Origin of the sequence: Kibdelosporangium aridum (assembly GCF_900176515.1) — a bacterium.
GTDB lineage: Bacteria > Actinomycetota > Actinomycetes > Mycobacteriales > Pseudonocardiaceae > Kibdelosporangium > Kibdelosporangium aridum.
The window spans coordinates 1-22,245 of record NZ_FWXV01000030.1 but is presented as its reverse complement, the minus strand read 5'-3'; the positions used below and the strand labels follow the sequence as shown (position 1 = coordinate 22,245).

At 64.0% G+C, this 22,245-nt stretch carries 21 protein-coding genes and 2 pseudogenes; 10 read left to right on the top strand and 13 right to left on the bottom strand.

Going from position 1 to position 22,245, the window contains the following annotated elements; all coding sequences use genetic code 11:
• Positions 1 to 298 precede the first annotated feature (298 nt).
• Positions 299 to 631 (top strand): MerR family transcriptional regulator, encoded by a 333-nt coding sequence (locus tag B9C43_RS55015; protein WP_084435057.1) that lies wholly within the window; start codon positions 299 to 301, stop codon positions 629 to 631.
• A 427-nt stretch (positions 632 to 1,058) separates the two neighbouring features.
• Entirely contained in the window at positions 1,059 to 1,241 is a 183-nt protein-coding gene (locus tag B9C43_RS55010; RefSeq protein ID WP_084435087.1) for a hypothetical protein, read from the top strand.
• An 81-nt stretch (positions 1,242 to 1,322) separates the two neighbouring features.
• Here B9C43_RS55010 and B9C43_RS55005 read toward each other — a convergent pair whose 3' ends face one another.
• Positions 1,323 to 1,754 (bottom strand): alpha/beta fold hydrolase, encoded by a 432-nt coding sequence (locus tag B9C43_RS55005; RefSeq protein WP_200826174.1) that lies wholly within the window; start codon positions 1,752 to 1,754, stop codon positions 1,323 to 1,325.
• A gap of 241 nt (positions 1,755 to 1,995) precedes the next feature.
• A complete protein-coding gene (locus B9C43_RS59510; RefSeq protein ID WP_235039432.1) occupies positions 1,996 to 2,361 on the bottom strand; it encodes a hypothetical protein in 366 nt (121 codons plus the stop codon).
• Between the two features lie 542 nt (positions 2,362 to 2,903).
• On the opposite strand from B9C43_RS59510, the gene B9C43_RS57355 reads away from it, so the two are divergent.
• Both B9C43_RS57355 and B9C43_RS54990 read left to right on the top strand, forming a co-directional pair.
• Positions 2,904 to 3,104: a ligand-gated ion channel gene (locus B9C43_RS57355; protein ID WP_160097469.1), complete on the top strand. Its 201-nt coding sequence runs from the start codon at positions 2,904 to 2,906 to the stop codon at positions 3,102 to 3,104.
• A 578-nt stretch (positions 3,105 to 3,682) separates the two neighbouring features.
• Positions 3,683 to 4,315 (top strand): prepilin peptidase, encoded by a 633-nt coding sequence (locus B9C43_RS54990; protein ID WP_235039431.1) that lies wholly within the window; start codon positions 3,683 to 3,685, stop codon positions 4,313 to 4,315.
• A gap of 15 nt (positions 4,316 to 4,330) precedes the next feature.
• On the opposite strand, the gene B9C43_RS54985 is transcribed toward B9C43_RS54990, so the two are convergent.
• Entirely contained in the window at positions 4,331 to 5,290 is a 960-nt protein-coding gene (locus tag B9C43_RS54985; protein ID WP_160097467.1) for a helix-turn-helix domain-containing protein, read from the bottom strand.
• Positions 5,291 to 5,427: 137 nt separating this feature from the next.
• On the bottom strand, positions 5,428 to 5,772 hold the full coding sequence (locus tag B9C43_RS54980) for a hypothetical protein (protein WP_084435085.1): 345 nt from the start codon (positions 5,770 to 5,772) through the stop codon (positions 5,428 to 5,430).
• A 1,021-nt stretch (positions 5,773 to 6,793) separates the two neighbouring features.
• On the opposite strand from B9C43_RS54980, the gene B9C43_RS54975 reads away from it, so the two are divergent.
• Entirely contained in the window at positions 6,794 to 7,288 is a 495-nt protein-coding gene (locus B9C43_RS54975) for an NUDIX domain-containing protein (protein ID WP_235039430.1), read from the top strand.
• On the opposite strand, the gene B9C43_RS54970 is transcribed toward B9C43_RS54975, so the two are convergent.
• The 3 genes from B9C43_RS54970 to B9C43_RS54960 form a co-directional block, all read right to left on the bottom strand.
• On the bottom strand, positions 7,259 to 7,867 hold the full coding sequence (locus B9C43_RS54970; protein WP_160097465.1) for an acyl-CoA dehydrogenase family protein: 609 nt from the start codon (positions 7,865 to 7,867) through the stop codon (positions 7,259 to 7,261). The genes B9C43_RS54975 and B9C43_RS54970 overlap by 30 nt on opposite strands.
• Positions 7,786 to 8,226, bottom strand: coding sequence for an acyl-CoA dehydrogenase family protein (locus B9C43_RS54965; protein ID WP_235039433.1), 441 nt, complete (start codon positions 8,224 to 8,226; stop codon positions 7,786 to 7,788). The genes B9C43_RS54970 and B9C43_RS54965 overlap by 82 nt, the downstream gene beginning before the upstream one ends.
• A 193-nt stretch (positions 8,227 to 8,419) precedes the next feature.
• Positions 8,420 to 9,238: a DapH/DapD/GlmU-related protein gene (locus B9C43_RS54960; protein ID WP_084435082.1), complete on the bottom strand. Its 819-nt coding sequence runs from the start codon at positions 9,236 to 9,238 to the stop codon at positions 8,420 to 8,422.
• A 194-nt stretch (positions 9,239 to 9,432) separates the two neighbouring features.
• Between B9C43_RS54960 and B9C43_RS54955 the strand changes: the two genes are divergently transcribed.
• Positions 9,433 to 10,068: a helix-turn-helix domain-containing protein gene (locus B9C43_RS54955; protein ID WP_084435081.1), complete on the top strand. Its 636-nt coding sequence runs from the start codon at positions 9,433 to 9,435 to the stop codon at positions 10,066 to 10,068.
• On the opposite strand, the gene B9C43_RS57350 is transcribed toward B9C43_RS54955, so the two are convergent.
• On the bottom strand, positions 10,055 to 10,411 hold the full coding sequence (locus B9C43_RS57350) for a hypothetical protein (protein ID WP_160097461.1): 357 nt from the start codon (positions 10,409 to 10,411) through the stop codon (positions 10,055 to 10,057). The two genes, B9C43_RS54955 and B9C43_RS57350, sit on opposite strands and share 14 nt — an antisense overlap.
• Before the next feature lie 1,402 nt (positions 10,412 to 11,813).
• On the opposite strand from B9C43_RS57350, the gene B9C43_RS54945 reads away from it, so the two are divergent.
• The 3 genes from B9C43_RS54945 to B9C43_RS54935 are packed head-to-tail and all read left to right on the top strand — an operon-like array spanning position 11,814 to position 15,214.
• Entirely contained in the window at positions 11,814 to 13,055 is a 1,242-nt protein-coding gene (locus B9C43_RS54945) for a prenyltransferase/squalene oxidase repeat-containing protein (RefSeq protein ID WP_327225643.1), read from the top strand.
• A gap of 6 nt (positions 13,056 to 13,061) precedes the next feature.
• On the top strand, positions 13,062 to 14,303 hold the full coding sequence (locus tag B9C43_RS54940) for a cytochrome P450 (RefSeq protein ID WP_084435079.1): 1,242 nt from the start codon (positions 13,062 to 13,064) through the stop codon (positions 14,301 to 14,303).
• Positions 14,300 to 15,214 carry a UbiA prenyltransferase family protein gene (locus tag B9C43_RS54935; protein ID WP_160097459.1) on the top strand — a complete coding sequence of 305 codons (915 nt, stop codon included), beginning with the start codon at positions 14,300 to 14,302 and terminating at the stop codon, positions 15,212 to 15,214. The genes B9C43_RS54940 and B9C43_RS54935 overlap by 4 nt, the downstream gene beginning before the upstream one ends.
• Before the next feature lie 2 nt (positions 15,215 to 15,216).
• Here B9C43_RS54935 and B9C43_RS54930 read toward each other — a convergent pair whose 3' ends face one another.
• Positions 15,217 to 16,020 carry an SAM-dependent methyltransferase gene (locus B9C43_RS54930; RefSeq protein WP_235039429.1) on the bottom strand — a complete coding sequence of 268 codons (804 nt, stop codon included), beginning with the start codon at positions 16,018 to 16,020 and terminating at the stop codon, positions 15,217 to 15,219.
• Positions 16,021 to 16,566: 546 nt separating this feature from the next.
• Between B9C43_RS54930 and B9C43_RS60425 the strand changes: the two are divergent.
• Positions 16,567 to 17,591 (top strand): annotated as a pseudogene (locus B9C43_RS60425) (SAM-dependent methyltransferase).
• 606 nt (positions 17,592 to 18,197) lie between these two features.
• Here the strand turns inward: B9C43_RS60425 and B9C43_RS54920 are convergent.
• The 4 genes and pseudogenes from B9C43_RS54920 to B9C43_RS59500 all read right to left on the bottom strand — a co-directional run.
• Complete coding sequence (locus B9C43_RS54920) at positions 18,198 to 18,623, bottom strand: hypothetical protein (RefSeq protein WP_084435076.1); 426 nt, start codon at positions 18,621 to 18,623, stop codon at positions 18,198 to 18,200.
• A gap of 327 nt (positions 18,624 to 18,950) precedes the next feature.
• Positions 18,951 to 19,664 (bottom strand): hypothetical protein, encoded by a 714-nt coding sequence (locus B9C43_RS54915; protein ID WP_084435075.1) that lies wholly within the window; start codon positions 19,662 to 19,664, stop codon positions 18,951 to 18,953.
• Positions 19,665 to 20,672: 1,008 nt separating this feature from the next.
• Complete coding sequence (locus B9C43_RS54910) at positions 20,673 to 21,584, bottom strand: transposase (RefSeq protein ID WP_200826173.1); 912 nt, start codon at positions 21,582 to 21,584, stop codon at positions 20,673 to 20,675.
• A gap of 382 nt (positions 21,585 to 21,966) precedes the next feature.
• Positions 21,967 to 22,245 (bottom strand): annotated as a pseudogene (locus tag B9C43_RS59500) (IS110 family transposase); the annotation flags it as partial.

Here is a 22,245-nt window from a genome sequence, read left to right as displayed (position 1 = left end):
AGGGGTTCCAGACGGTGATCGCCACGGCTGTACGGATCGAACAGGACAGACAACAGAGAAGGGGAGGGTCACTTCATCAGATCGCCCGCCGTGGCTGTCGTTCGCCGGGCGGGTACCGCAGTCCCATCGGATTGGTAGGTGGTTCTCGGTTACTGACAAGCGATCCCCGTGATTTCCAGCCGTTGGTTGGATGCGGGTACTTCAAGCCGATCGCACGATCGGTTGACGATGATGAAACCCAAACCCAGGGGCCCCGGGCGCATGCGCGCTCCGGGGCCTCTTGTGATGTGGAGGTGCGATGATCCCTGACCCACGGGGCACGCCCGCGCCCGGCGCGGGTGACAAGTTTGATGATGAGCATTACCCGGCCTACACGATGGGCCGGGCCGCGGAGATGCTGGGCACCACGCCGGGATTTCTGCGTAGCTTGGATGAGGCGAAACTGATCGAGCCGCAGCGTTCGGCCGGTGGGCACCGCCGTTATTCGCGCTACCAGTTGCGGTTGGCCGCCCGAGTGCGGGAACTGGTGGATCAAGGCACGGGCCTGGACGCCGCCTGCCGGATCGTCACTCTCGAAGACCAACTCCACGAGGCGCAACGGCTCAACGCCGCACTGCGCCAACACGACTGACAGCCGCGCGGCCTTCAGACCGCGCGGCACCACATCCGACGACAGCTCGGCTGACGTAGTGACACTCCGACCCAAACTACAGCGCCACTAACCTGCGCAGACCCGGACTCTTACTCCCGCGCCCTGCGCTCCTGCTGCCCTGATAGCCGGGCACCGGTGCGACGCCGCAGCCTCGATCAACGGGCTCAGGTGTTCAGTGTTCCACTGTGCTTCGGCCGCTTTCTTGCCCGGGCGGCGAGTGGCCATCGGGTACCTCGGCGAACAGCGGCGGTATGACAGGCTTCCGGCGCCCAGCCGACCATCTTTCTTTTCATCGTGATGGTCCTCGACTGACGGTGTTTGTAATGGAGCGGGTGAGGGCATTACATGGCCAGGCAACCCACGACTCTGAGGACTGGCCGCGTATTGCTTGCCTACGGGAGCTGCCATGGACGGTGTTCGGCACACCATGAAGCCACTCGGCGCCGCGCCAGAGTTCATCCGGCGTGCTGCCATCGCCTGGATCCGGGCAGCGGACGCCGGGCTTATCGACGCCGGTGAACTCACCTGGCTGCTTGCCCATCTGCCAGCTGAGCCTCAGGCGACCGCCGAAACGGGAGCCGGTGGGTGACGACCGACACCAGTGGCGGGTGGATGGAGGGGCTGACGGCAAAGCCAGCTACAGCTCCTTCGTCACCTTCAACGACCCGGGTCAGGCGCGGAAGAACGTCCGCAGGTCTTCGGCGAGGACATCCGGGCGCTCCATCGCCGCGAAGTGCCCGCCGTCGGGAAACTCCGACCAGTGCACGATGTGCGAGTTGTCCCGCTCGGCGAAGGTCCGGATCGTCTTGAAGTCGTCCGCGAAGACCGCGACGCCGGTGCGCGACGGGTTCACCGTCGGCTCGTGCCCCGCCTTCGCCTCTTCGAAGTGGTAGCGGCCGGCGGTCGCCTGGGTGTTCGTGAACCAGTAAAGCGAGACCTGGGTCAGGATCTGGTCCGTCGTGACGAGGCTCGTCCCGTTGCCGAAGTTGTTGAACAGTTCGCTGTACGCGAGCTGCCCGACCGGCGAATCGGCGATGGCGGCCCCGACGGTCTGCGGCGCGTCGCGTTCATTTGGTTGTAGCCGCCGACGGACTGGAACCACTCGAGGTGCTTGAGCGCGGCAGCACGAAGCCGCGAGGTGTTTTCCGGCTTCTTGCCGTTGTTCACCCACGGCGCATCATCCGATGTGGACTGCCTATCGGCGCCAGTCGTTGTTGTCGTGAAGGTTTGCATGCCACCGCCTCCAGGCATGGGTGTGGTGCGCCGCGTCGCCTATTCCGACAGCGAGCGGTGAGAGAAAGGGTGTTCTGTTCTATCGATGCAGGGGGCTGATGCCGTGAAGGTCAGCCGCCGTTGTTCAACGCTTGTGCTTCAGCCACGCGGAACGCCGCATTGCTGGTTGTCGTCATGCCCGGGAACGTTCCACTCTGCCCGGCACCCGACCACGAGACTGTCCAATGGACGGTTGCCGAGACCGCAAACGCTTGCCCTGCTTGCCGGGCGGAGGAGTTGCGGTATGTGTGCCCACAGTCCGGAGATCCCGATTTCGGATCATTACCAGTGCCGTACGCGGTGCCGGGCCTTGGCATGTCACCGTCGTGCCGTCTCCCATCGACCACGACACCGACTTTGGAGTGGCCGTTGCCGTCACCGACACGCCTGGCACTGATGCCGTCGCAGATGCTGGCGCCCATCTGCTCGCCAGCCACAGCCAGGTCGGCAAGTTCACGAGCTGAATGCCGGATGGGCTGGCAGCGATCCTCGGACTCGGCAAGCGCAACCGTTTGCGCGCCATTTCAGCGACCTGAGCCGGAGACAGGATCGGCGCAGCACTTCCATTTGCCGGGATCCAAACCGGACCCTCACGGTTTTTCCCATCCGCCGAGCACAACACCCAGAACCAGCCACCGGGACCTTCCGGCTGTGCACCTGATGGAGGATCAGCTGGCACAGTCCTACACGCGAAGGGATCGACCTCACCGCCGCCGTTGCCGCCGGAGTTCCCACCAGCGTGGGACCCACCGCCTGTACCGCCTTGGCCATGTCCAGCAGTGATGTCACATGCGGGTGAGGGGTTGTCCGCAGGTCACTCCGCCGAAGATGTCGTCGGCAAACGCCGGTGTTGTCGCACCAAGTGCTCCGAGAATCGTTGCTCCTGCCAGAGCGGCGGCCCGTCTTGTGTTTAGCATGACCCCACCTCGTGCACGCCGACGTCGGAGACCTTCCATGACCCATCAGTTTGCTGTTCACGATGGCGTTGATCCGATGGCGACCTCCCGGCTTGTCGTCGGCGAGCTGGCCGTTGTCAGCGCGGTATTTCAACGACTTCGACGAATCGCTGCAGTCGGAAACGATGATCTTTTTGGGAGCGTCGACCGGCTCGACCGAAGTCACACTTGGGCTGAAGGTCGGCTCGCCTTTGGTCACCAACCCGTTGGAGTGGTCGGCATAGAGACTCCGCGACAGGTTGTTTAGTGCGGTTCCGGTGGTGTGCTGCCCGAGCTTGGTCGACCGCCAGTCCGACGTTGCGGCCGCCGCCACGAAGTCTCGCCACATCCCCTTGTACGCCGCCAGCGCGTCCTGCTTGGCCTTGTCCACAGGGGACGCTGGTGAAGTCGGCGATGCCGATGTGCTCGTCTGTGTCGTTGGCGTTGCGGGAGTTGGATTGGTCGTTGGCTCGGAGCTGCATGCAGCGAGCGTGAAAGTCGCACCGGCCGCGAACACCGCTAGGCGACCCCACATGATCAAAGTCGTGCGCCGCACCACACGCCACCCCCGAACCCTCGCAGAGATCATTTGCCATCAAGTGATAGAGACCACGTCTATACCTCTACCCCCTACCGACTGCAAAGTCCGTATGAACGGACTTTGCAGTCCATATGGGCCTATTAGTAAATTTTTCACTCTTTCGGACTGCAAACACGACGATTCTCAACGCTGCGAGGTCACACTTGCGGAGCATTCAACTACTTGTGGGGGCAACCCGATGGTGCCGATGCAAACGCGAGAGATCCCGGACGGATCCTCGACGTGCTGATCTTCTTGTGGATGGCAGTCGGTGCCGTTATCGCGATGTTCGTTCACGTTTGGACACGCCGGCTGCTGGCGACTGACCACAAAGGATGGCTGACCGCGCCGCTCACGGCGACGTTGCTCACCGCGGTCTTGTTCGGCTCTCTAGCGTGGCGACTGGGCTGGACCGTTGAACTGTTGCCATACAGCCATCTGGCCGCTGCCGGTGTGTCGCTCTCCATCGTGGATACCGTCGAGCAACGACTTCCCAACAAGCTGGTGCTGACGAGCCTTCTGGTGCTCGGTGGCTTCTTCGGCGTCCTGTCGATCGTGAACTTGGACGGCGCGAGCCTCGTACGAGCAGTCGTTGGATCGATTGTCGTCGCCGGGTTCTACCTCGCACTCGCTCTGGCGTCTGGCGGTGGTTTGGGAGCAGGCGACGTCAAGCTCGGCGGCCTTTTGGGCCTCGCACTCGGCTGGTTGAGTTGGCCTGCGTTGATGTTTGGCGTGTTCCTTGGCTGGTGCTCTGCCGGAGCAGCATGGCTGGCGCTTCGTCTGGCCGATCGCAGCCCGCAGAACCGCCAGTTACCTGCAGGCCCTTTTCTGGTGTTCGGCACACTAGTTGCAATCGGTGTCATGCCCACGAGCTGAGATGTGACTATTGCCCTACCCGGAGGTATCTCTGGCTGGCGGGTAGTGGGGCGATGCCATGGCGGTGGTGCCATCACACGATGAGTGAGGTGCGCGGTCGACGTCGTTGGGTGAGGCTGATGGCTGGTGTGTTTCCGCGAGTGCACGCTCTATCAACTCGACTGACTCGGTCTCGCTGAGGGCGTGGCTTCGCAGGTGCTTGAAGACACCATGGGCGTAGGACAGCTTCTGTGAGTCTTCCGAGTCCAGCGGGCCGGCGAGATGGTCGATGTGTAGCAAGTCGGGATCGGCGGACCCAGGCAGCGTCATGAGTGTGAACGCTCCTGTTGCTGCGCAAGGGCTTTGTCCCTCGGCAGGAAGTATGTGCAAGGCGGCAGTGCGGAGGCATGCCGTGTCGATAAGTCGCTGCAGTTGCTCGCGCATCGTTTCTGGCCCACCAACGGTGCGGCGCAGCACGATCTCGTCGATGACGGCGATCAGCCGCAGTGAGCGCTTCCCTGCGGTGAGCCGCTGTTGACGAATCCGCCGGACGATCACCTCATCGAACGGTGCGGGATGATCCCAGTTCTTGAGCAGTGCCAAGGTGTATTCCTCGGTTTGGAGTAGCTCAGGCACGACGAGCGTCGAGAAATCGCACACCAACGCGGCCTCGGTCTCGACATCGACGTGGTACTGGTTCTGCCTGCCATACGCGTAGTACCACGGCCGTTTGAGGGCTTTGCGGACTTCGTTGATTAGAGCGGGATCGTGACAGTCGTAGACATCCATCATCGAACGAACCAGGTGAGTATTTGGTTTAGTCTCACCTGTTTCAACGCGGTGCAACGCACTTCGCTTCTTGTCCAGCAGGGGTGCTGCCTCGTCCAAGGTGAGGTTGGCCGCTTCCCGCATACGGCGGAGCTTGGCTCCGAGCCTGCTGCGCAGGAACGGTGGACGGCTGGGCTCGAATTGGGAACCCCACATGACGATGCTCATGGCGCTGTGGATCCTGGGTAGTGGAACAAGAGCGAGGGCTGACCGTGTGTTCTTGTAATGGCCGTCGGCGATGACGAGGGCTGTGGGTGCCGTTGTCATTGCCGACGGTGAGGACGCTGTCGCCTATGTGCGGTGGGCTAGTTCTGGTCGGTGATGGGTGAAGGAGTAACCCAGATCAGTCGCGGGGTGACGTTGTGGGTCTTGGGGAAGTACTTCAGAGCTCCGTCGGCGTCAGCCAGGACGAACTGCCTGTTGTCGTCCTCGGTGATCATGTAGGCGTGTTCGTCGAATGCCATGCCCCACGCCGCGATCTTGACGTCGAGCTGGGCGCCGTACTCTAGGGCGACAGCGAACATCTGGGGCGCTTGGTCTGTGGCCATGTCGTTGACCGTCTTGGTGAACTCGATTTCTTTGGCGGACGGCTGGGAGCTTGTCGTTTCGTCGCTCGTGGCGACTGTGGACTGTTCTGTCATGTTGGACACGTGGAACTCCTTGTGATGATTGGTTGTTGATCCGTCGTGTGGAACGACGGCGATGGTGGGTAGGCCGGGTCTGTGTGGTCCGGCGCCGGGCCACAGACCTGCGGGCGACGCACTGCGGGTTGTCTCAACGGAATCGGCGCGGGATCGAGCTCCGGAACCGTGACCCGTCGGGGCACGCGTCTACCCGGCCTGTGGCAAAGTGTTCTGCAGTAAGGCAGTCACGTCAGTGTCGTTGACGAAGCTGTGCAACGGGAACTGTTGGTCGGTCGTCATCCGGAGCCACTACCCACCTGGGCATGCGCCTACCCGGCTCTGCGGCAGGACGCCCTGCCGTGGCTGGTCGCCACGCTGAGCCGCCGGGGACGAGTTGGTTTGTTCCCAATGACCAGCAACGATTATCACGACACGTTTGCGCGACGGCCGTGCTGGAGTCGGGTGCGGGGCGGCGTCGCGACTGCCTGTCGGACGGGACCTGGGAAGGATCACGCCAGCTCTCCGGCATACATCAGTGTGTCGTTCGTTCTCTAGTCGGTGCTCTTCAAAGGCGTGGCGTAGTCGTACTGCCATTGCGGCGAGTGCGAGAAACGCGATGAAAGTGGCCGCTGACAGCCTGGCCGCGTCAGGCCATGGGTTCGCTACTGCCATCTCGGATGGGAATCCCGAGGTTGAAAATTTCAGCTCTGAAATTTCACTGATTGTCGTGATCAAGTTCGCTCCCGGCGGTCGTGTGGTACGTGGCGGGCTGCGTCTATACGACCAGGGGAGCTACGATTTGCGGAACGGGGCAAATTTGGCAAATATGGATTGGGATTTGCGTCCAACGCCTGCGCGAAGCGACTCTGCAGTCCAGTGTGAGCGACGAAGACTCAAACGTCGAGTGATGGATCGACGGGTCTTGGCTTCGATGCAGAATTCGACCTTGAAATAGCTAAGCGGGATCAGCCATGCCAGCGGGCTGTCTGGTGCTGACGGGTGCACCCCAGGATGTGTGTGGTCTGACGTGCTGGTTAGGGTCGTCGACGTGTCAGCTCCTGAGGTAGCCCCAGTTGAGCAGTACGTGTCCGGATTGAACCGGAAGCGGATGGCCGCTGGTGTGTTGTTCCGTGACAGCTGCGGCCGTGTGTTGTTTGTAGAGCCTTCATATAAGCCGAACTGGGAGATCCCCGGTGGTGCGGTGGAGGCGGACGAGTCGCCGTGGGAGACCGCAGCGCGTGAGCTGGCGGAGGAACTGGGCTGGGAACAGCCGTTGGGTCGGTTGTTGGTTGTGGACTACGTACGCCCTCAGGACTCGCGTCCTGAGGGCGTGATATTCGTGTTTGATGGCGGTGTGTTGAGTGGGTCTGATGTGGACTCGTTCACCTTTGCCGATGGAGAGATCGTTTCGGCAGGGTTCTACCCGCTGTCGGAGATTCGGCCGCGGGTGAAGCCGTTGTTGGCCGCTCGAGTGGAAGCCGCTCTGGCCGCGATTGATCTGGGTACAACGGTCCTATGTGACCACGGCCGTCGCATCGCCTGATTCTTCGTTGGTACGTGAGCGTGGAAGTGCCACCGGCGGGGCGGTGTGGTGCTTGCCTGCGGTGCGGTAGAGGCTGTCATGGATGCCGTCGGCGTACAGCAGACCACCGAGGTCTTTGAGTGTCTTCCCAACCGGTGAGTCAGCTCGGAATGCTGCAGCGCCGAGGAACAGTGCCAGGTCGCTGACGACAGCGTGCGCTGTGGTGACGCCATGAGCCTTCATTGCGCAACTCCACGTTTCGGCATTCGGTGATTTGGCCTCGGCCAGGCGGGCGGCGGTCAAGGTGCCAAGTAGCGAGGTGATCAGTTGTGCGTGGGCGCGCCCTAGCGTGACGAGAGTCGAGTCGCGATGGCGCTGTATATCGCCGCTTGTCTTACGACGGGTCACGGTGGCTGTGACGGTGTCGAAGACTGCGGCAGCGCCGCCCAGCGCCGTTGCTGTGACTAGCGGTCGATAGAACGCGAAGTGGTCGCGCAGGATAGACATACCCTCGCCGATCAGACGCTGCTCGGGATGGATGACGACGGTGTCGAGGTCAAGGATTCCCCAGGTCCATCCTGCGAGGCCGCTGGGTTCCACGGGTTCCTGGTGTAGTCCGGGTGCGTCTCGGTCGACTGCGGCGGCGGCCAAGTGGCCATCGGGTCTCGGAAGAACACGATGAACACGCTGGCTTCGACCAGTCGGCTGATCCAGGTCTTTCGGCCGTTGACCTGCCATGTTCCGTCTGGTTGTCGTGCGGCGCAGGTGCGGGGTTCGGCAGGGCGAGATCCGCCGTGCGGTTCGGTGATGGCGATGCCGGCGAGTTCGCCCTTGGCGAGGCGGGTCAGCCACCTGCTGCGGCTGTAGCCTGCGGTGTGGTGAGCGAGGAGTCGGCCGTGCCCGAGGCCGACTGTGTCGCGTAGATCGATGTCGTGGAAGCCGCAGATGAACTGCGCCATCACCTGCAACAGCGCAGGGTGGTCGCTGACGTCGTCAAAGCCCCGGTGTGCTATGTGCCGTCTGATGGCAAGAAGGCGACGGCTTCGTTCCGAGCTCGCCGGAATGTCTGGGCCAATGGGATAGGTCCTGAGAAGCGACATGAGCTCGGTGTTGAGCAGATCGAGCCACTGCCAATCGAGCGTTCCGGATGGATCAACGACCTGTTGAACAGAGCGCAGCCAGGTCAGTGCATGACCGGTCATGCGTCGGCCCGGCCGTGTACGCGAGCTGGGTACCGTAGGCGAGGGCACCCGCCGGGATGTCTTTGGTGACCAAAGATCCGGCGCCGATAAATGCGTGTTCTCCAACTGCCACACCTGACAGTACGGTGGTGCCGCTGCCGACTTTCGCACCAAAGCCGAAGCTGGGAGGCTTCAACTTTGGTTGCTTGTACGGATGACGCCAGGTCAGCGTCTTGTCGTTGATGGTTCGGATGCCAGCGCCAAGGAAGACGCGGTCCGCCAGTTGTATTGAGCTGGTCAAATGTGAGCCCGGTGAGCAGCGGACGTAGTGACCGATCCTGGCTTCGCGCTCGACGACAAGGTGGTGGCCGAGTTGAGTTTCGTCGCCGATGCGGACTGCGGTGCGCAGCACTGTGTGGTGACCGACGATCGTGTTGTGGCCGATCGTGACCGCTGCGTAGACAACAGCGCCTGACCTCACCACGGTGCCAGCGTCAATCTGGGTAAGGGCGCCAGCACCGGAGTACGTCTCACCGACGGCGTATCCGAGTTCGGGCTTGCCGACAACAGTGTGCTCTTCCACTCGGGCCTGTTCGCCCAATTGGGTTCCACCGTGGACCACGGCGAACGCGCCGATCACGGTGCCTTCCCCGAGCGTGATGGTGCGTGAGGCACCGTGCGCGTCAGTGGGGATGAACACGGCGAAGCGGCTGATATCGGCGCCGGCCTGTATGTTGAGCAGGCCCGCCTTGTCGAGCTCGTCCGCGGTCATTCCACGTCTGAGGATCATCGCCGACCTCCCTTGCGGCATGTAATGGTTTGTTGACTGTGGCGCCCTGCTCTCCCATGAGGTGACATGACGGCCTGTTCGGTTTCGCCCGTCAGCAATTGATCGGCGCGGCCGATCGGCTTGAACGATCAGAGCACTGCGTTGGCGGCAACTGGTCGCTACCGTTGATCGCGACCCAGCAGTGGAGGGCCACCATGAACGTCCTGCCCGCCGACGATCCGATCGACCCGCGGTTGTGGGAACGTCCGCACATGCGTGCGGCACTGGCCGGGCACGACATCAGTGAGGTCTTTCGGCTGTTGGGAGCCGCGGGGATATCGCAGCGCAGGATCGCCGCGCTCACGGGGCAGAACCAGTCCGAGATCTCCGACATCACGCAGGGCCGGCAAGTACAGGCATACGAGGTCCTTGCGCGGATCGCGGACGGGCTCGGTATCCCGCGTGGCTATATGGGATTGGCCTATACCCACGTCACGCCGCCGAACGTTCGGACTAGTACGAGCAGCACGAAGGAAGACTGGATGGAACGACGGACCTTTCTCGGCCTGGTCAGCAAGATTGTCATGGGCGCCGCCCTCACTCCAGCCGAATTGGACGTTATCGCCGTCGCTCCTGCGAGTACACCCGTCCCCAACAACGTTGGGCGGTCCGACGTCGCCGGGGTACGGACCCTTACAGCGGCGCTGCGGGCTTACGACGCGGCGCACGGCGGTGGGGCCTGTCGGGACGCGATCCTCGCCCATACCGCGTGGGCGGAGTCATTGCTCCACGCGTCCTGTACGGACGATGTCCGCCGCGAACTGCTGTCGGCAGTTGCTAGGCGGCGCTGATCAGGAAGTGGATCTTGCGGATGGTGTTGGCGGACAGCGGCCGACATGTGTGTTTCTTCTTGGCCCGCGGTCTGGCCATTGTGGACGCGGTCCTACTGCTGATGGTGCGGTGGGCTGGTGTGCCGCAGTGATCGCGGCAACGGGCGAGTTCGGCATAGAACCCATCGAGGATCTCGGGCGCGACAATGCCGATGCGAAAGTGGCCGATCAGCGGTGCGATGTGCTTGTGAAGATAGCCGCGGTAACTGGTGAGGGTATGCGCGCTGGCACACAGGATCGCTAGGTGTCGATCCAAACAAGTGGGCCAAGGTAGCGTTGGTCCGCGGCTGGCGACCTTCTTCAACCTGGGTGACCAGCCGCTGGCAGGCGGCTTCGGCGTCTCGTACTGCGGTGGGGCTTGGTGGGATGGTCTGGCTCAGATAGTGCGCGCGGTGGATGATCGGGTCGATGCCGGCGTAGACGCGCACCCGTAGTGACCCGCTGGGGAGCGTGTCGATGCTGCCGCGAGGACGGGAGGCGCGGATGGTGGGGTCACGGCCACCAGAGGTCGTGCCACGTTTGCTGGCACGCATGATCACACGGTACGCCGCCGTATGCGCATTTCCGCAGATCAGCTGTGGTGATCCCGAACTGTGACCGCTCCGTGTGCCGATCGAACCAAATGGACACTGATAGGCACGCTGCGGTTACGGTCCATTGTCGACAGTTGGGATGGGGCGGTGGTGAAGGGCTAGTACCGAGCCGGATGTGCTTTCGCCCAAATGGCGGCTGGCCAATCTGAGGATGGTGTCACGGCTGGCCAGACTGGCGTCGAGCAGCGCAAATACGCTGGAGCCGTCCAGTCTGGCCAGTCCGGCCAAAGCTCCCGTACCAGGCCGACCGGTGGCGGCGTCACAACTCCACAGTTGTAACGGCCAATCACGGTGTCAGGCACTGCCGTATCGGAGTTACGTCGAACCTCGCCACCATGGCGAACGCAGCGGCGTTCTACATCCGCCATATCAGTGAGAAAACGTCTCTTTTGAACCGGAACCTCTGCTTCGCGATATGCTGGCTGTCCGTTCGCGCCATAGTGGACATCATTCCGGAGAAACGCGGCTTCCGTACCGTGTCATGAACAAGGCCTATGGCGATCTAATGTGATCGATTTCCGGCTTGAATCCTCCTTGAATCTCGGCTGTCACCTCCGGGCGGCGAAGCGATCTCGCTGCTAGGCCGTTCGTGTGACACTGGTTCGGTCTTGGCCGAACCTGCCCAAAAACTGCTACTCTCACTGGTAGTTGATTGATTAACGACCACTTTCGAGTCGCCGCCAGCAGTCAGTTTCGGGATTCTCCTCGTAAGGACTTGTCATGGTCGCGCGCTTCCCTGGTGCTGAGAAAGTACGACATTCCGCGACAGCCCTTGTGGCTGATATGGCATCTGACCCGTACGGGTTGATCTCGCCGTCGATTTATGAGACCGCTCGGGTTGTCACACTGGCGCGATCGCTTGCTGGGCACTGGGAGCGGGTGCGGTACCTCCTCGCAAGCCAGCATCAGGATGGGCATTGGGGCGAGTTGCCTGGCTATGAGCTTGTTCCCACATTGAGCGCGACCGAGGCGTTGCTGAGCAGCTCGCGACGGTCAACAGACGAAAATCGGACAGCTGTTTCTCACCGGGACGTGGTCCACGGCGCCAGCCGGGGGCTAAGGGCGCTGCGCGGGCAACTCGGCACAGCGCCCCCGGAAACGATCCCCGACACAGTGGCGGCGGAGATCGTGATTCCGGCGCTGGTGGCGGAGATCAACAAGCACCTGGATTGGCTCGGGCCGGAGCCGATAGCCGGTCTGGAGGACTGGCGTGGCATCCAGCTTGGGCTTCCCCAGGGCGCGGATGACAGGCTGTTGGCGCGACTGCACGAGGCTGTGCGCCTGGAACGCCCGCTATCGCCCAAGCTGTGGCACTCGTTTGAGGCCATGGGCGCGTCCGCGCAAGGCACATCCATCGTTCGCCCGGTCCGCGGAGCGGTGGGCTGCTCGCCTGCGGCGACCGCGGCGTGGCTGGGAAACGGTCAGGCCGACGCGGATAGCCGGTTGTCGGTGGAATACCTGGAAGCGGTGCAGGAACGCAGCGGTGGTCCGGTACCGGTGTGCGCTCCTGTCCCGGTTTTCGAACGGGTCTGGGTGCTGGCGGCTTTCATCACCGCGGGTGTCGGTCTGTCGGTTCCGGACGAGCTCGTCGAGAATCTGCACGCCGCGTTCGGAGAGTTCGGTGTCGCTGGTGGGCCCGGTCTTCCTCCGGATTCCGATGACACCTCGACTGCGCTGTATGTGTTGGTGCGGCTGGGACGTCCTCGATCGGCGGACTGCTTGTGGTCATATCAGGACGGTGGTCATTTCAGTTGTTTCCCGGACGAGCGCACGTCCTCGACCACGACCAACGCGCACGTACTGCGTGCACTCGGTGAGTATCTGGCGCTGGATTCCCTGCGCCGTCAACGCTACCTGGCAGCGATGGACGAGATTTCGGCGTGGCTGCGTGATCAGCAGCAGGTCGACGGGAGCTGGCGGGACAAGTGGCATGCCTCCTCCTACTACGCGACAGCGCAGTGCGCTGTGGCGCTGGCCCGGTATGGCGGTGCGGCGTCGGCGGCTGTGGTGAGCAAGGCCGTAGCGTGGGTGCTGAGCACCCAGCGACTGGATGGTGCATGGGGAGTCTGGACGGGAACGCAGGAGGAAACCGCCTACGCGGTCCAGATCCTGTTACTGGCCGCGCCATCTGCGACTGACGACTCGCTGGTGCGGGCCGCCGCCCGCGGCTGCACCTTTCTGCTGCGCTCGGATGCCAGCGCGACCCCTTTCCCCCCGCTCTGGCACGACAAGGACCTCTATACGCCGGTCAGGGTGGTGCGAGCCGAACGGCTGTCCGCGCTGTATCTGGGGTACGCCGATCCGCGTGTCGCACAGATGATCATGGCCTCGGACGCGGAGCAGCAGGTGTGGTGAGAACCGATGAACCGCAACGAGTTCCGCTGGCTGACACGAACGATCCCTTTCCTGGACGCCCATATCGATGATCCCGCCGGTGTTCTGGAACTCCGGGCCCGGCCGGCACGGCGGCTGCTGGTGTGGCATCCGGTCGCGATCGACTGGATCTTCCGGTCCGACCAGCGGTTTCGGCACGCGGCCAGCCGGACGCTGAGGCCTCTGCTCGGAGAACAATCCCTGCTCTGGGCAGAAGGGGCCCGGCACGCCGCCTACCGGCAGATGCTCGGCCCGCCGCTGCGGGGCAGTCGACTGACCGCTATCCACGGCATCGTCTCCGACACTGTGCATGGCGCGATCGACGCACTGGTGCCCCCAACGGTGGTCAGCCTGGCCGACTGGACCCGCACCGTCACACTCCGGATCATCAGCCGACTCGTTCTCGGTCAGGTCGACGACCGCCTGCTCGCGTCGTTCACCAACTGGATCCACAGGGCACTCGGTTCACCGTGGCGCACGCTGGCGTACCGCTATCTGTGGCGCGGCGTGCCGCGGTCGAGCGAGGAACTGGACCACAAGCTGGTTCGCTGTGCCAAAGCCACAGCGAACCAGCCCGCCACCCTGGCAGGACTGCTGCTGGCTCATGACGGACTGCTGCCCGGGCTCGACGACAGCGAACTGCGCGACCAGATCGTGTCCCTGCTGTTCGCCGGCCACGAAACCACGGCAGCAGCCACGGCATGGACGCTCTACTGGTTGGACCGCAACGACACGGTGCGCCGCGACGTCGTTTCCGAACTGGATGCCACATCCGCAGACGGCTCGGACGCGACCCAGATTCCGCTCCTGCACGCCGTGGTCCAGGAAGCATTGCGCCTGTCCCCGCCGGCAATGCTGGCTGGCAACCGAGTGCTCACCACGGACAGCGAACTACTCGGCCTGCCGTTGGCCGCAGGCACGATCCTGACCCCCTGCATCTACCTGACGCACCGCTGGCCTGCCGCATTCCCACAGCCACACCGATTCGATCCGGGCCGCTTCCTGAACACCCGTGTTCCTCCTCGGCACTATTGGCCGTTCGGCGGTGGCACCCGACATTGCCTCGGCAGCCAGCTGGCCCTGACCGAGATCCGCATGATCGCCGCGGCTGTGCTCCGCCGATGCGAAATCCACTGTGTGAACGCAGATGCAGGAGTTGCCCAGTTACGAGGCCACGTGCTGGCACCAGCACAACGCCTCGGCATGGCCGTCACCGTACGCCGGCCATGACCGCGAAACACCAGTGGGCAACGGATATCGCTCTTGTCCACCGTCTCCAGTTCGCGTCTCCGGTCAACTACCTGTGCTATGCAACCTGGGGTGCGTGCTACGCGACGGCCGCCCCCGGGCACTTGCTGACAACTCCCGCACTTGGCGCGACAGCTGCGAACGTGCTCCTCATCCTGGCATCCCTGGTGCTCAACACGACCGTCGATATCCATACCGATGACCAGGATCGTGGCAAGCGTGACATCGTGGCCGCAGCGCGTCGATTAGGACACCACCGTTGCCTGTGTTTGGCTGCCACGGAAATGGTGCTCGGGCTCACCCTCGCTGTCCTGGTCGCGGCATCGACGCATCGCTGGCTCGCCGCAGCATCGGCAGGGCTGATCATCGTGTTGCACGCACTGTACAACCTCGAGCCCGTGCGGCTGAAGCGGCGCGGCCTGGCCGGCCCAGCCGCGATCGGTTTGTCCTTCGGATTCCTGCCGTGCCTGGTGTCCTACGGCGCAGTCCAGCCCACAGTGGACACTTCGCTCTGGCCGATCTTCGCGGGCCTCGGCCTCCTTGTCGCCGGACGCATGGTCTGGTGGTCGATCCCCGACCGCGAGGCCGACTGGGCAACGGGAATCGGCACACCAGCCGTGCGATACGGCACCAACCGCACGGTCACGACAGCGTACGCGGTGATCGTGGCCGGACTCGGCGCACTCGGATGGGGACTGTCATGGCGATACGGACCAGCATGGGCAGTCATGGGAATGCTGGCCTGCGGTGCATTCCTCATCGGACACGTCACCGTGCTACGTCACGCATCGGATCACGACCTCCCGCGGTCTCGGCCCACGCGCAAGCGCGCCATGGCCATGGTCACGATCGGTAATGTGCTCCTCGGAACGATCCCCGTGCTGGCGGGCTGACCTCATGGAAACGCGGGTTTGCGGCCCAGAGCGGCGTATCCCGGGAAGATGTCGGGTTTCCGGTCGAGGTCACTGTCGGCATGTGGGGCGTGGTGCCACAACGGCAGCGGAACAATGCCAGGCTCGACGAGGTCCAGCCCTGCCAGTAAGTCCGCGATCTGCTGTGAATTGCGCAGATGCACCGTGGGTGGCGGTGTGTCATACATCCGGCGGAACATTGCCAGCCCGTCGATGAGCGCTTCATCCTGGCCGAGGTGTGACAGTGCGACATGGCTGTCAGGACACATCATGTCCACATAGGCCGCGATCACTGCTGCGGGGTTGTCACTGTCGGAGATGTGATGCAGTACGTCGATCATGAATACCGCGACGGGCTCATCCAGATCCAGCAGCGCCCGCAACTCGGGGGCAGCAAGCACGGCCTCGGGTCGGAGAAAATCAGCGCAGACGAACGCGGTGTTGACGCTGTCGGCGATCATGGCGCGCCCCTCGCTCACAACGACGGGGTCGCTGTCCACATAGACCACTCGCCCCTCCGGGTCGAGCTTCTGAACGACCTCGTGCACATTGCCCGCGGTAGGCAGACCGGAACCGAGATCGACGAACTGCCGTACCCCCGTCTCGACCACGTACTGTGCCGCGCGGCGCAGGAACGCACGCTGCGACCGCACCACATACGGCAGGTATGGGATGCACACCATGATCTGCTCCGCAAGTTCGCGGTCTGCCGGAGTGTTGTGCGAACCACCCAGCCAATGGTCTCGGACAGCCGCGAAATTCGGAACCAGCGGAACACCACTCTTCACAGGCGACACCGTTCAACCCTCGCGATCGACTTCCTTACCAGCCATCGTGCGTCACTGTCCAATTACCAACGGACAGGATACGCTGCACGATACGACAACGTGACCACAGCTATCTCCTATGCTTGAAATCTACGTCGACGCGGCAACGTTCCATCTCGGCGTAACGTCAGGCATCATGAAGGGCAAACAAGTATAACCCACAAGCCGTACACCTCTTCATCGAAGCGCACATTCCCGCGCCGGTACGCAGGGATGATCCCACGCTCGCAACGTCCACGGCAAGACCCATCAGATCCGCCAATCGACGACGCTTATCACATACCGTTACGCCACGGTTGCGGATAGTTGGGGATTTGTCTCGCATTCTCGAAACCGCATGAAATACCGCTGACTTTACGCCACCGAAAGAAATCGCCCTCTCCGGCCGAACGCAGGTCGCCCCGGATAATACCCCGGCGCCTTCTCGCTACGTCGACGGATGATGCAGGGCCCGCGTGGCAGGTCGGGGTGTTGTGTACCGTGGCGTGAGTTGCTCGGGGACGGCGGATGCCGGCCCGCAAAGCGCTGCTGACTGACGTCGTTCTTCAGCGGCAGCGGCGTATTTGCGGTCGGCGAAGCAGTCGAACCGCTGGAATGTGCACCCGACGATGGACGGCCGACACTAGTAAGTTCGAACCGCAGAATGACGCGTCGATGTGCCGAGGTGAATCTGTGTCTGAGCAGCCGAATTGTGTACCAGCCGACGTTGATACCGAGATTCCGAGTTTCGCCCGTATCTACGACTACCTGCTCGGTGGAGGGCATAACTTCGACGCCGACCGTCAGATCGCGGAACAGTTCAAGCAGGCGTTGCCCGGCGCTCCTGCGATCGCGCGGCTCAACCGGGCGTTTCTGCATCGGGCCGTGCTGTTCATGATGGAGCAGGGCATCCGGCAGTTCCTCGATATCGGCTCCGGGATTCTCACCATGGGCAACGTACACGAAATCGCGCAACGGATCGACCCGGCCGCTCGTGTAGTGTATGTGGACCGGGAACCAGTTGCGGTCAACCATAGCCAGTTGATGCTCGGTGCGAATGACAACCCGACTGCCATTCAGCGGGATCTGCGGGACCCAGACGGGATCATGGATCATCCGCAGGTGCGTGACCTGCTGGACTTCGACCAGCCGCTGGGTCTGCTGCTGGTCGGGGTGCTGCATTCATCGCGCCCGAGGGGCATCCGAGCGGGTTGCTCGCCAGCTATCGTGAGTGGCTTGCGCCAGGCAGCTTCCTCGCGATGTCGCATTTCACGGCTGACTCCCGTCCGGCTGAGATGGCCGCCATGGTGGAGGTGATGAAGAAGAGCGCGGACCCGATCTGCCCGCGCAGCCGGGCGGAGTTCATGTCGCTCTTCAAGGGCTTCGAGCTCGTCGAGCCAGGGGTAGTGCCCACTGCGGACTGGCGCCCTGTACCGCTCGAAAAGTCATCGCTGCACGTTAAACGGCGTAACTGTGCTTCTTTGGTGAGCCCCGAGGGCTGCCGGTGCGGCGCAATCTGCAAGCCCTGGCACGGTTATCGGACCTGCCTGTGATCTGGCTGCGAATCACGGCGTTGTGGCGACTCGGGACGGGCAGTGCTTGCAGTCTCGTCGGCATCGCGCCGCCATGTACCCGGCCGCTGGCGGCGTCATCAACGAAGACCAACACGTGGTTCGACGTGCAGCGATGACTTTTCGAGTGGTACAGGTGCGGGCCCTGGCAGTCAGGTGAATTTGTTGCCGCGTCGGAAGATCAGGGGTGTCATGAACCGGAGGCGCCAGGCGCGGTTGACGCTGCGTTCGGCCAGTGATGCCCATGATCGTGCGGGCGGTCTCCACGTGTCCTGTGTCATCGCCGTCGCCCCAGACAAACCGCTGAACGTGTGGCAATGAAGCCAACCGTCGCAACTTGATACGTGTATCGCCGTCGTGGAGTTCCATGATCAGCGCCTCGGCGGGGGACGTCTCGGCGCGGGAGCAGAGTCGTCGGTGTCGAGCAGGAACGGGGCGATTGGCCGACAAACCTTGCACGCCTTCCAGTGCCGACCGCCCTGGATGCCCGTGCGCCCCTGGCCCCATGCTGAGGGAGCGGGGCTTGTCGGTCGAGCGTGGGCGCGCCATCCGGAAGCGCCTGTTGGGGTGTGCCGCGGTACGACTCGCTTATGTGGCTGCCGGGTTGGTCGTGGTTTGGCCGGGGGCCAGGAATGTGACGGGCGTGATGGTGGAGGGGCGGTGACGTGGTGTGGCAGCGGGAGTTGTGGTACTGGCGGTGAGCCGGGTGGGTGGTTGGGCGTCCGCACGTGGCGGGGTTTCCGATCGAGCATGGGCGGGTGAGGGTGTGGTGAGTGCGCAGCGGGCGTTGTTGATCCACAGTGTCCACATGGCGTGGTCGCGGTGGTCGGCCATCTGGGCGTGCAGTGCGGACAGGATGCCGCGCACGCGGGCGGTCAGGACCGGATGGGCGCCGACGGCTGTCCACACCGGACTGGGCCTCGAGCCGCCGCGGACGAAGCGGCGGATATGGTCGGTGAGATCCGGGTGGGACATGGCTAGCCATTGCTCGACGACGGCTTTGTACTCAGGCACAGCGGCGGCTCCTGCGGGCGGGCGAGACGAGTAGAGGCGTGATCATCCTTTACCCATTGTGGTGTGATTTGACACGCTTGTCGTGCCGGATCTCCATTCTTACTCAGCGGCAGGCTGCAGGGGACGGTGTTGTCGTCCCTACGGCAAGACGGGGAACACCTGGCTTGCGGCGTTGCAGTCCTACACACCCGCAGTACTCGAGTCGATATCGAGCACGGACCGGGGAGTAGACCGCCGTGTTCCGCAGTACACCTTCACGTGCTCACTCTCCATCCGGTCGGACGTGTCCCTTATGGTCAAAGACCCTGGCGAGAACGCCCGGCGCCCTCATGACGAGGCCCGCTGGCCTTCCCTCCGATTGAGCCGTTCGCGATCCCGGCAACCCGCACGGTCCCGGTCTTCGCGTCGGAGCTCAGCGGCTCGGCGAATAGCGAGGTGTGCGCCGCGCGGGCGGGCTCGAACCACGATCGACAACCCTGGGTCAACAGGCCACGGCAGCGGCCCGGACACGCCGCGCGGGTCGTGCACGAGGCATGACCGGTCAAGAGGTGTCACGCGTGCCCACAAGCGCGCCGGGCCGCCACCCCGACACCACACGACCCGTCTGCCGAAAGGCGTTCGCTCCCGGACAGGACCAGGCGCGTCGAAGAGGTAGCCGTCGTCCGGGTCGGCGCCGGCGTCGAGCAGTTGCCGGGCGACCGCGAGCACACGCTCGGCCGGCACGGCTTGGTCGAATCGCGAGTAGACGAGATAGAACAGCGGCCGCCACCGGAACGGGCCACCCCGCTCGGCCACCCGCCGCGGCTGCTCCGCGAGCAGCCGGCCGACGTCGTCCGGGCGGGCGGCCGCCGCGGCGGCCCAGATGTTCAGCGTGGTCAGATCGGGACGCTCAGCCAGCAGTTGACGGGCCTGCGCCCAGCGCTCCGGCCCGTCCTCGCGGCTGTAGGTCAGGCAGGCGAGGCGGCAGAACTCCTCCGCCGGGCCGGCCGCGGGCGCCGCACCGAGCCTGGTGTCCCAGCCGTGTTCGGCCACGGTTTCCATGTATCTCGCAAGCCGGGGCCAGCTGGCGAATCCGTATTCGCGAGCGACGACCAACTGCGCCGCGCTGAGCTGAAACCGCTGGCGTGGTCGGGCAGGACACCGGGGTGGTGACGGGCCAGCCGCGTGACGGCGTCGGGGTCACCGGCCCGGACGGCCCGCTGCAGGGCACGGGCCTGCCGGCGGAAGCTGTCGAGGTGGGGACGGTCGGGCATGCCCAGGGTCGGCACGATGGTCTCCTTTCGTCTGCCTGATGTCCGCTCGGTCAGGCCGAAAGGAGAGCGATGGTGACACGTGGTGCACGCGCCAGGTGGGCTGAGCCCATTCCCGCGGACCGGTGGCTTCCTGGCAGCCGCCGCCACTCTAGCCCAGTCGCGCCGGCGCACGCGGGTCCGTCGGCCCAACCGTCCGGTGCCGCAGAGTCGCATCGGCTTCGCTGGCTGAGCAGGCAGCTACCAACGCACTTACCTGCATCACGGTAGAGGTCAACAGGTTGTTGGATGTCGATGGATCCGTTCTTGGGCGTCATTCAGTTGTCCTCCCTGCCCCCTGGTCTGTGCCGTTGACCGCTGGCTGGGTGGGCGGGTCTAGGGCCGCGCGGTGCGCGGTCGCGCAGCGACGCCGTAAGGCGCCCTTGACGCGGCCGTCCGCCGACGGATGATCGGGCGCCAGAAGGGGGAGGAGCCGGGGCTGTTGGTGTGTCGGTTGCGGGGCTGCGACTTCCTTTTGGCGGGGGTGTGGTCGTTGGCACGTGTTCGGGGAGTGGGGCGGGAGGCAGCCAGACTTACCTATGGCCTTCAGGCATGGATCCTTGGGGTGGTGCCTGGCGACATGATGATTGATGGGGTGCCCCGCCCGCGGGGGTGCGGCCGCTCAGTCTCTCTGGGCCGTCCGCGGCGCCGGGAACCCCCGGCGGTGGCGCGGTCTGACAGTGCGTTGGCAGGAACTGGCCGTGTTGATGCCCCCATCGCGACGACGGCGTGCCGTCCACGGCCCACCTCCCTGGACGAGTCACCGACTGACCACTGTGGACGATGAGGTCTGGGCAGATGGTTTCTGGGTAACGGTGGTGACGGTGAAAGCATCGTCGCCCAGCGCGGTAAGAATGTGGGCGGCTTGACGGACTATGCGCCGGGCCTGGGACAGCGCGGCGCGGCTGGCGTCGTAGCGGTTCTTGATATCGGTGTAATAGCGATGATCGGGGGCGCAGGTGCGAGCGGAGGTCTTGGCGGCCTCGAACAGCAGCCACCGCAGCACTTGCGGTCCTTGCTGGGACAGCCGACCAGGGCTGCGCTTGGAATCGGAGGAATGCACGGTGATGTCCAGGCCGGTGAACCGGACCGCGTTGCGGGAGGACGAGAACCGCTGTGCTCCGCCCAGCCAGCTGCACAGCGCCAGCGCGGTCATTGGGCCCACTCCGTAGATCTGTTCTCTCAGCGCCCGCGCCCCGGTGACGTGCCTGGCGGTGTGCACGAGCCGTCGCCGTAGCCGGTCGAGATGTTCCGAGAGGGTGTCCATGATGGCCAGTGCCGTCATCACCTGCTGCCGCCCGACCGGTGACAATTGCATCTCGGCAATGCGTTCCAGCCGGGGCCGGGCTTGCCCGCGGATCACGCCGGCCTCGCCGAGTGCTGTGGTGCCCTGGTGGAAGCAGGCCGCGTGAATGCGCTGGGCCCCGCCTGAGTGCTCGGCGCGCAGGTCGTGGTAGCACTCCAGCAGTGCTCGCCACTCCAGCACCTGCGAGGGCGGGACGTAGCACTCCGGCAACCGCCCGGCGGCCAGAGCAACTCCCGCAGCAGCTTCGCGTCGGCCTTGTCCGTCTTCGCCCGCCGTGTGGGCCCGCGCAGCGCGGAGGTGTCCGCCGGCTCGGCCAGGTGCGGCTCGACGCCCGCCCGGCGCATCTCCTCTGCCACGTACCGCCACCCGGTGCAGCCCTCCAGCGCGAACGCCACTCCACTTGTTCCGTGAAGCGGGACAGCCAGTCGGCCAGATGCTCCCGGTCCGCCGGCATGATCCGGCCCCGCTCCCACCGGCCCGTCTCCACCTCGACATAGTCGAACGTGATCTGCTTCCGGTGGATGTCCAACCCGCCTACGATTGACATCAGGGACCTCCTCAAGCTCCGTGACCATCGACGTCCAACACACCGGAGAGCCCAGTGCTCCCCTCGTCAATGCGTTTGAGCTGAGGAGGCCCCGCCAAAACCACGCGTGTCAAGACATAGACCGCGTACGACACCTCGGCAACTCCACCAGCCACGTCGAGCAAAGCCGATGCATGTCATCTCTCATGGCTCCCCTTTATGTCAAGAGGCGGCTGGGAAGTGGGGGTTAGGCTGGGTTGTGGTGGGTCCGGGTTGTGGCTTGTCCGAAGAGCCGATGTCCGGGGGTAGGTCGGTCACGCTGGACTGGCGAGTCGTCCCGGAGTGCCCTCCCGGGCCTGCCGCTTGCCTGGTCTGCTGGTCGTGCACCATCCGGCGATAAACCACATTGGATAGTCGTCGTTTGAGTGCGCGCATGGCTTCCATCGAGGTCTTGCCCGCGGCCTTCTTCGCATCGAAGTAGATACGGCCTGGAGTGGCGTT

Bases quoted from the DNA above. Each gene is read 5' to 3' on its own strand.
- B9C43_RS54960 (WP_084435082.1), bottom strand. From the start codon at position 9,238: ATGATCCTCAGACGTGGAATGACCGCGGACGAGCTCGACAAGGCGGGC.
- B9C43_RS57355 (WP_160097469.1), top strand. From the start codon at position 2,904: ATGGCGTTGATCCGATGGCGACCTCCCGGCTTGTCGTCGGCGAGCTGG.
- B9C43_RS55015 (WP_084435057.1), top strand. From the start codon at position 299: ATGATCCCTGACCCACGGGGCACGCCCGCGCCCGGCGCGGGTGACAAG.
- B9C43_RS54965 (WP_235039433.1), bottom strand. From the start codon at position 8,226: ATGGCGCAGTTCATCTGCGGCTTCCACGACATCGATCTACGCGACACA.
- B9C43_RS54915 (WP_084435075.1), bottom strand. From the start codon at position 19,664: ATGGAAACCGTGGCCGAACACGGCTGGGACACCAGGCTCGGTGCGGCG.
- B9C43_RS54985 (WP_160097467.1), bottom strand. From the start codon at position 5,290: ATGAGCATCGTCATGTGGGGTTCCCAATTCGAGCCCAGCCGTCCACCG.
- B9C43_RS54940 (WP_084435079.1), top strand. From the start codon at position 13,062: ATGAACCGCAACGAGTTCCGCTGGCTGACACGAACGATCCCTTTCCTG.
- B9C43_RS55010 (WP_084435087.1), top strand. From the start codon at position 1,059: ATGGACGGTGTTCGGCACACCATGAAGCCACTCGGCGCCGCGCCAGAG.
- B9C43_RS54935 (WP_160097459.1), top strand. From the start codon at position 14,300: ATGACCGCGAAACACCAGTGGGCAACGGATATCGCTCTTGTCCACCGT.
- B9C43_RS54955 (WP_084435081.1), top strand. From the start codon at position 9,433: ATGAACGTCCTGCCCGCCGACGATCCGATCGACCCGCGGTTGTGGGAA.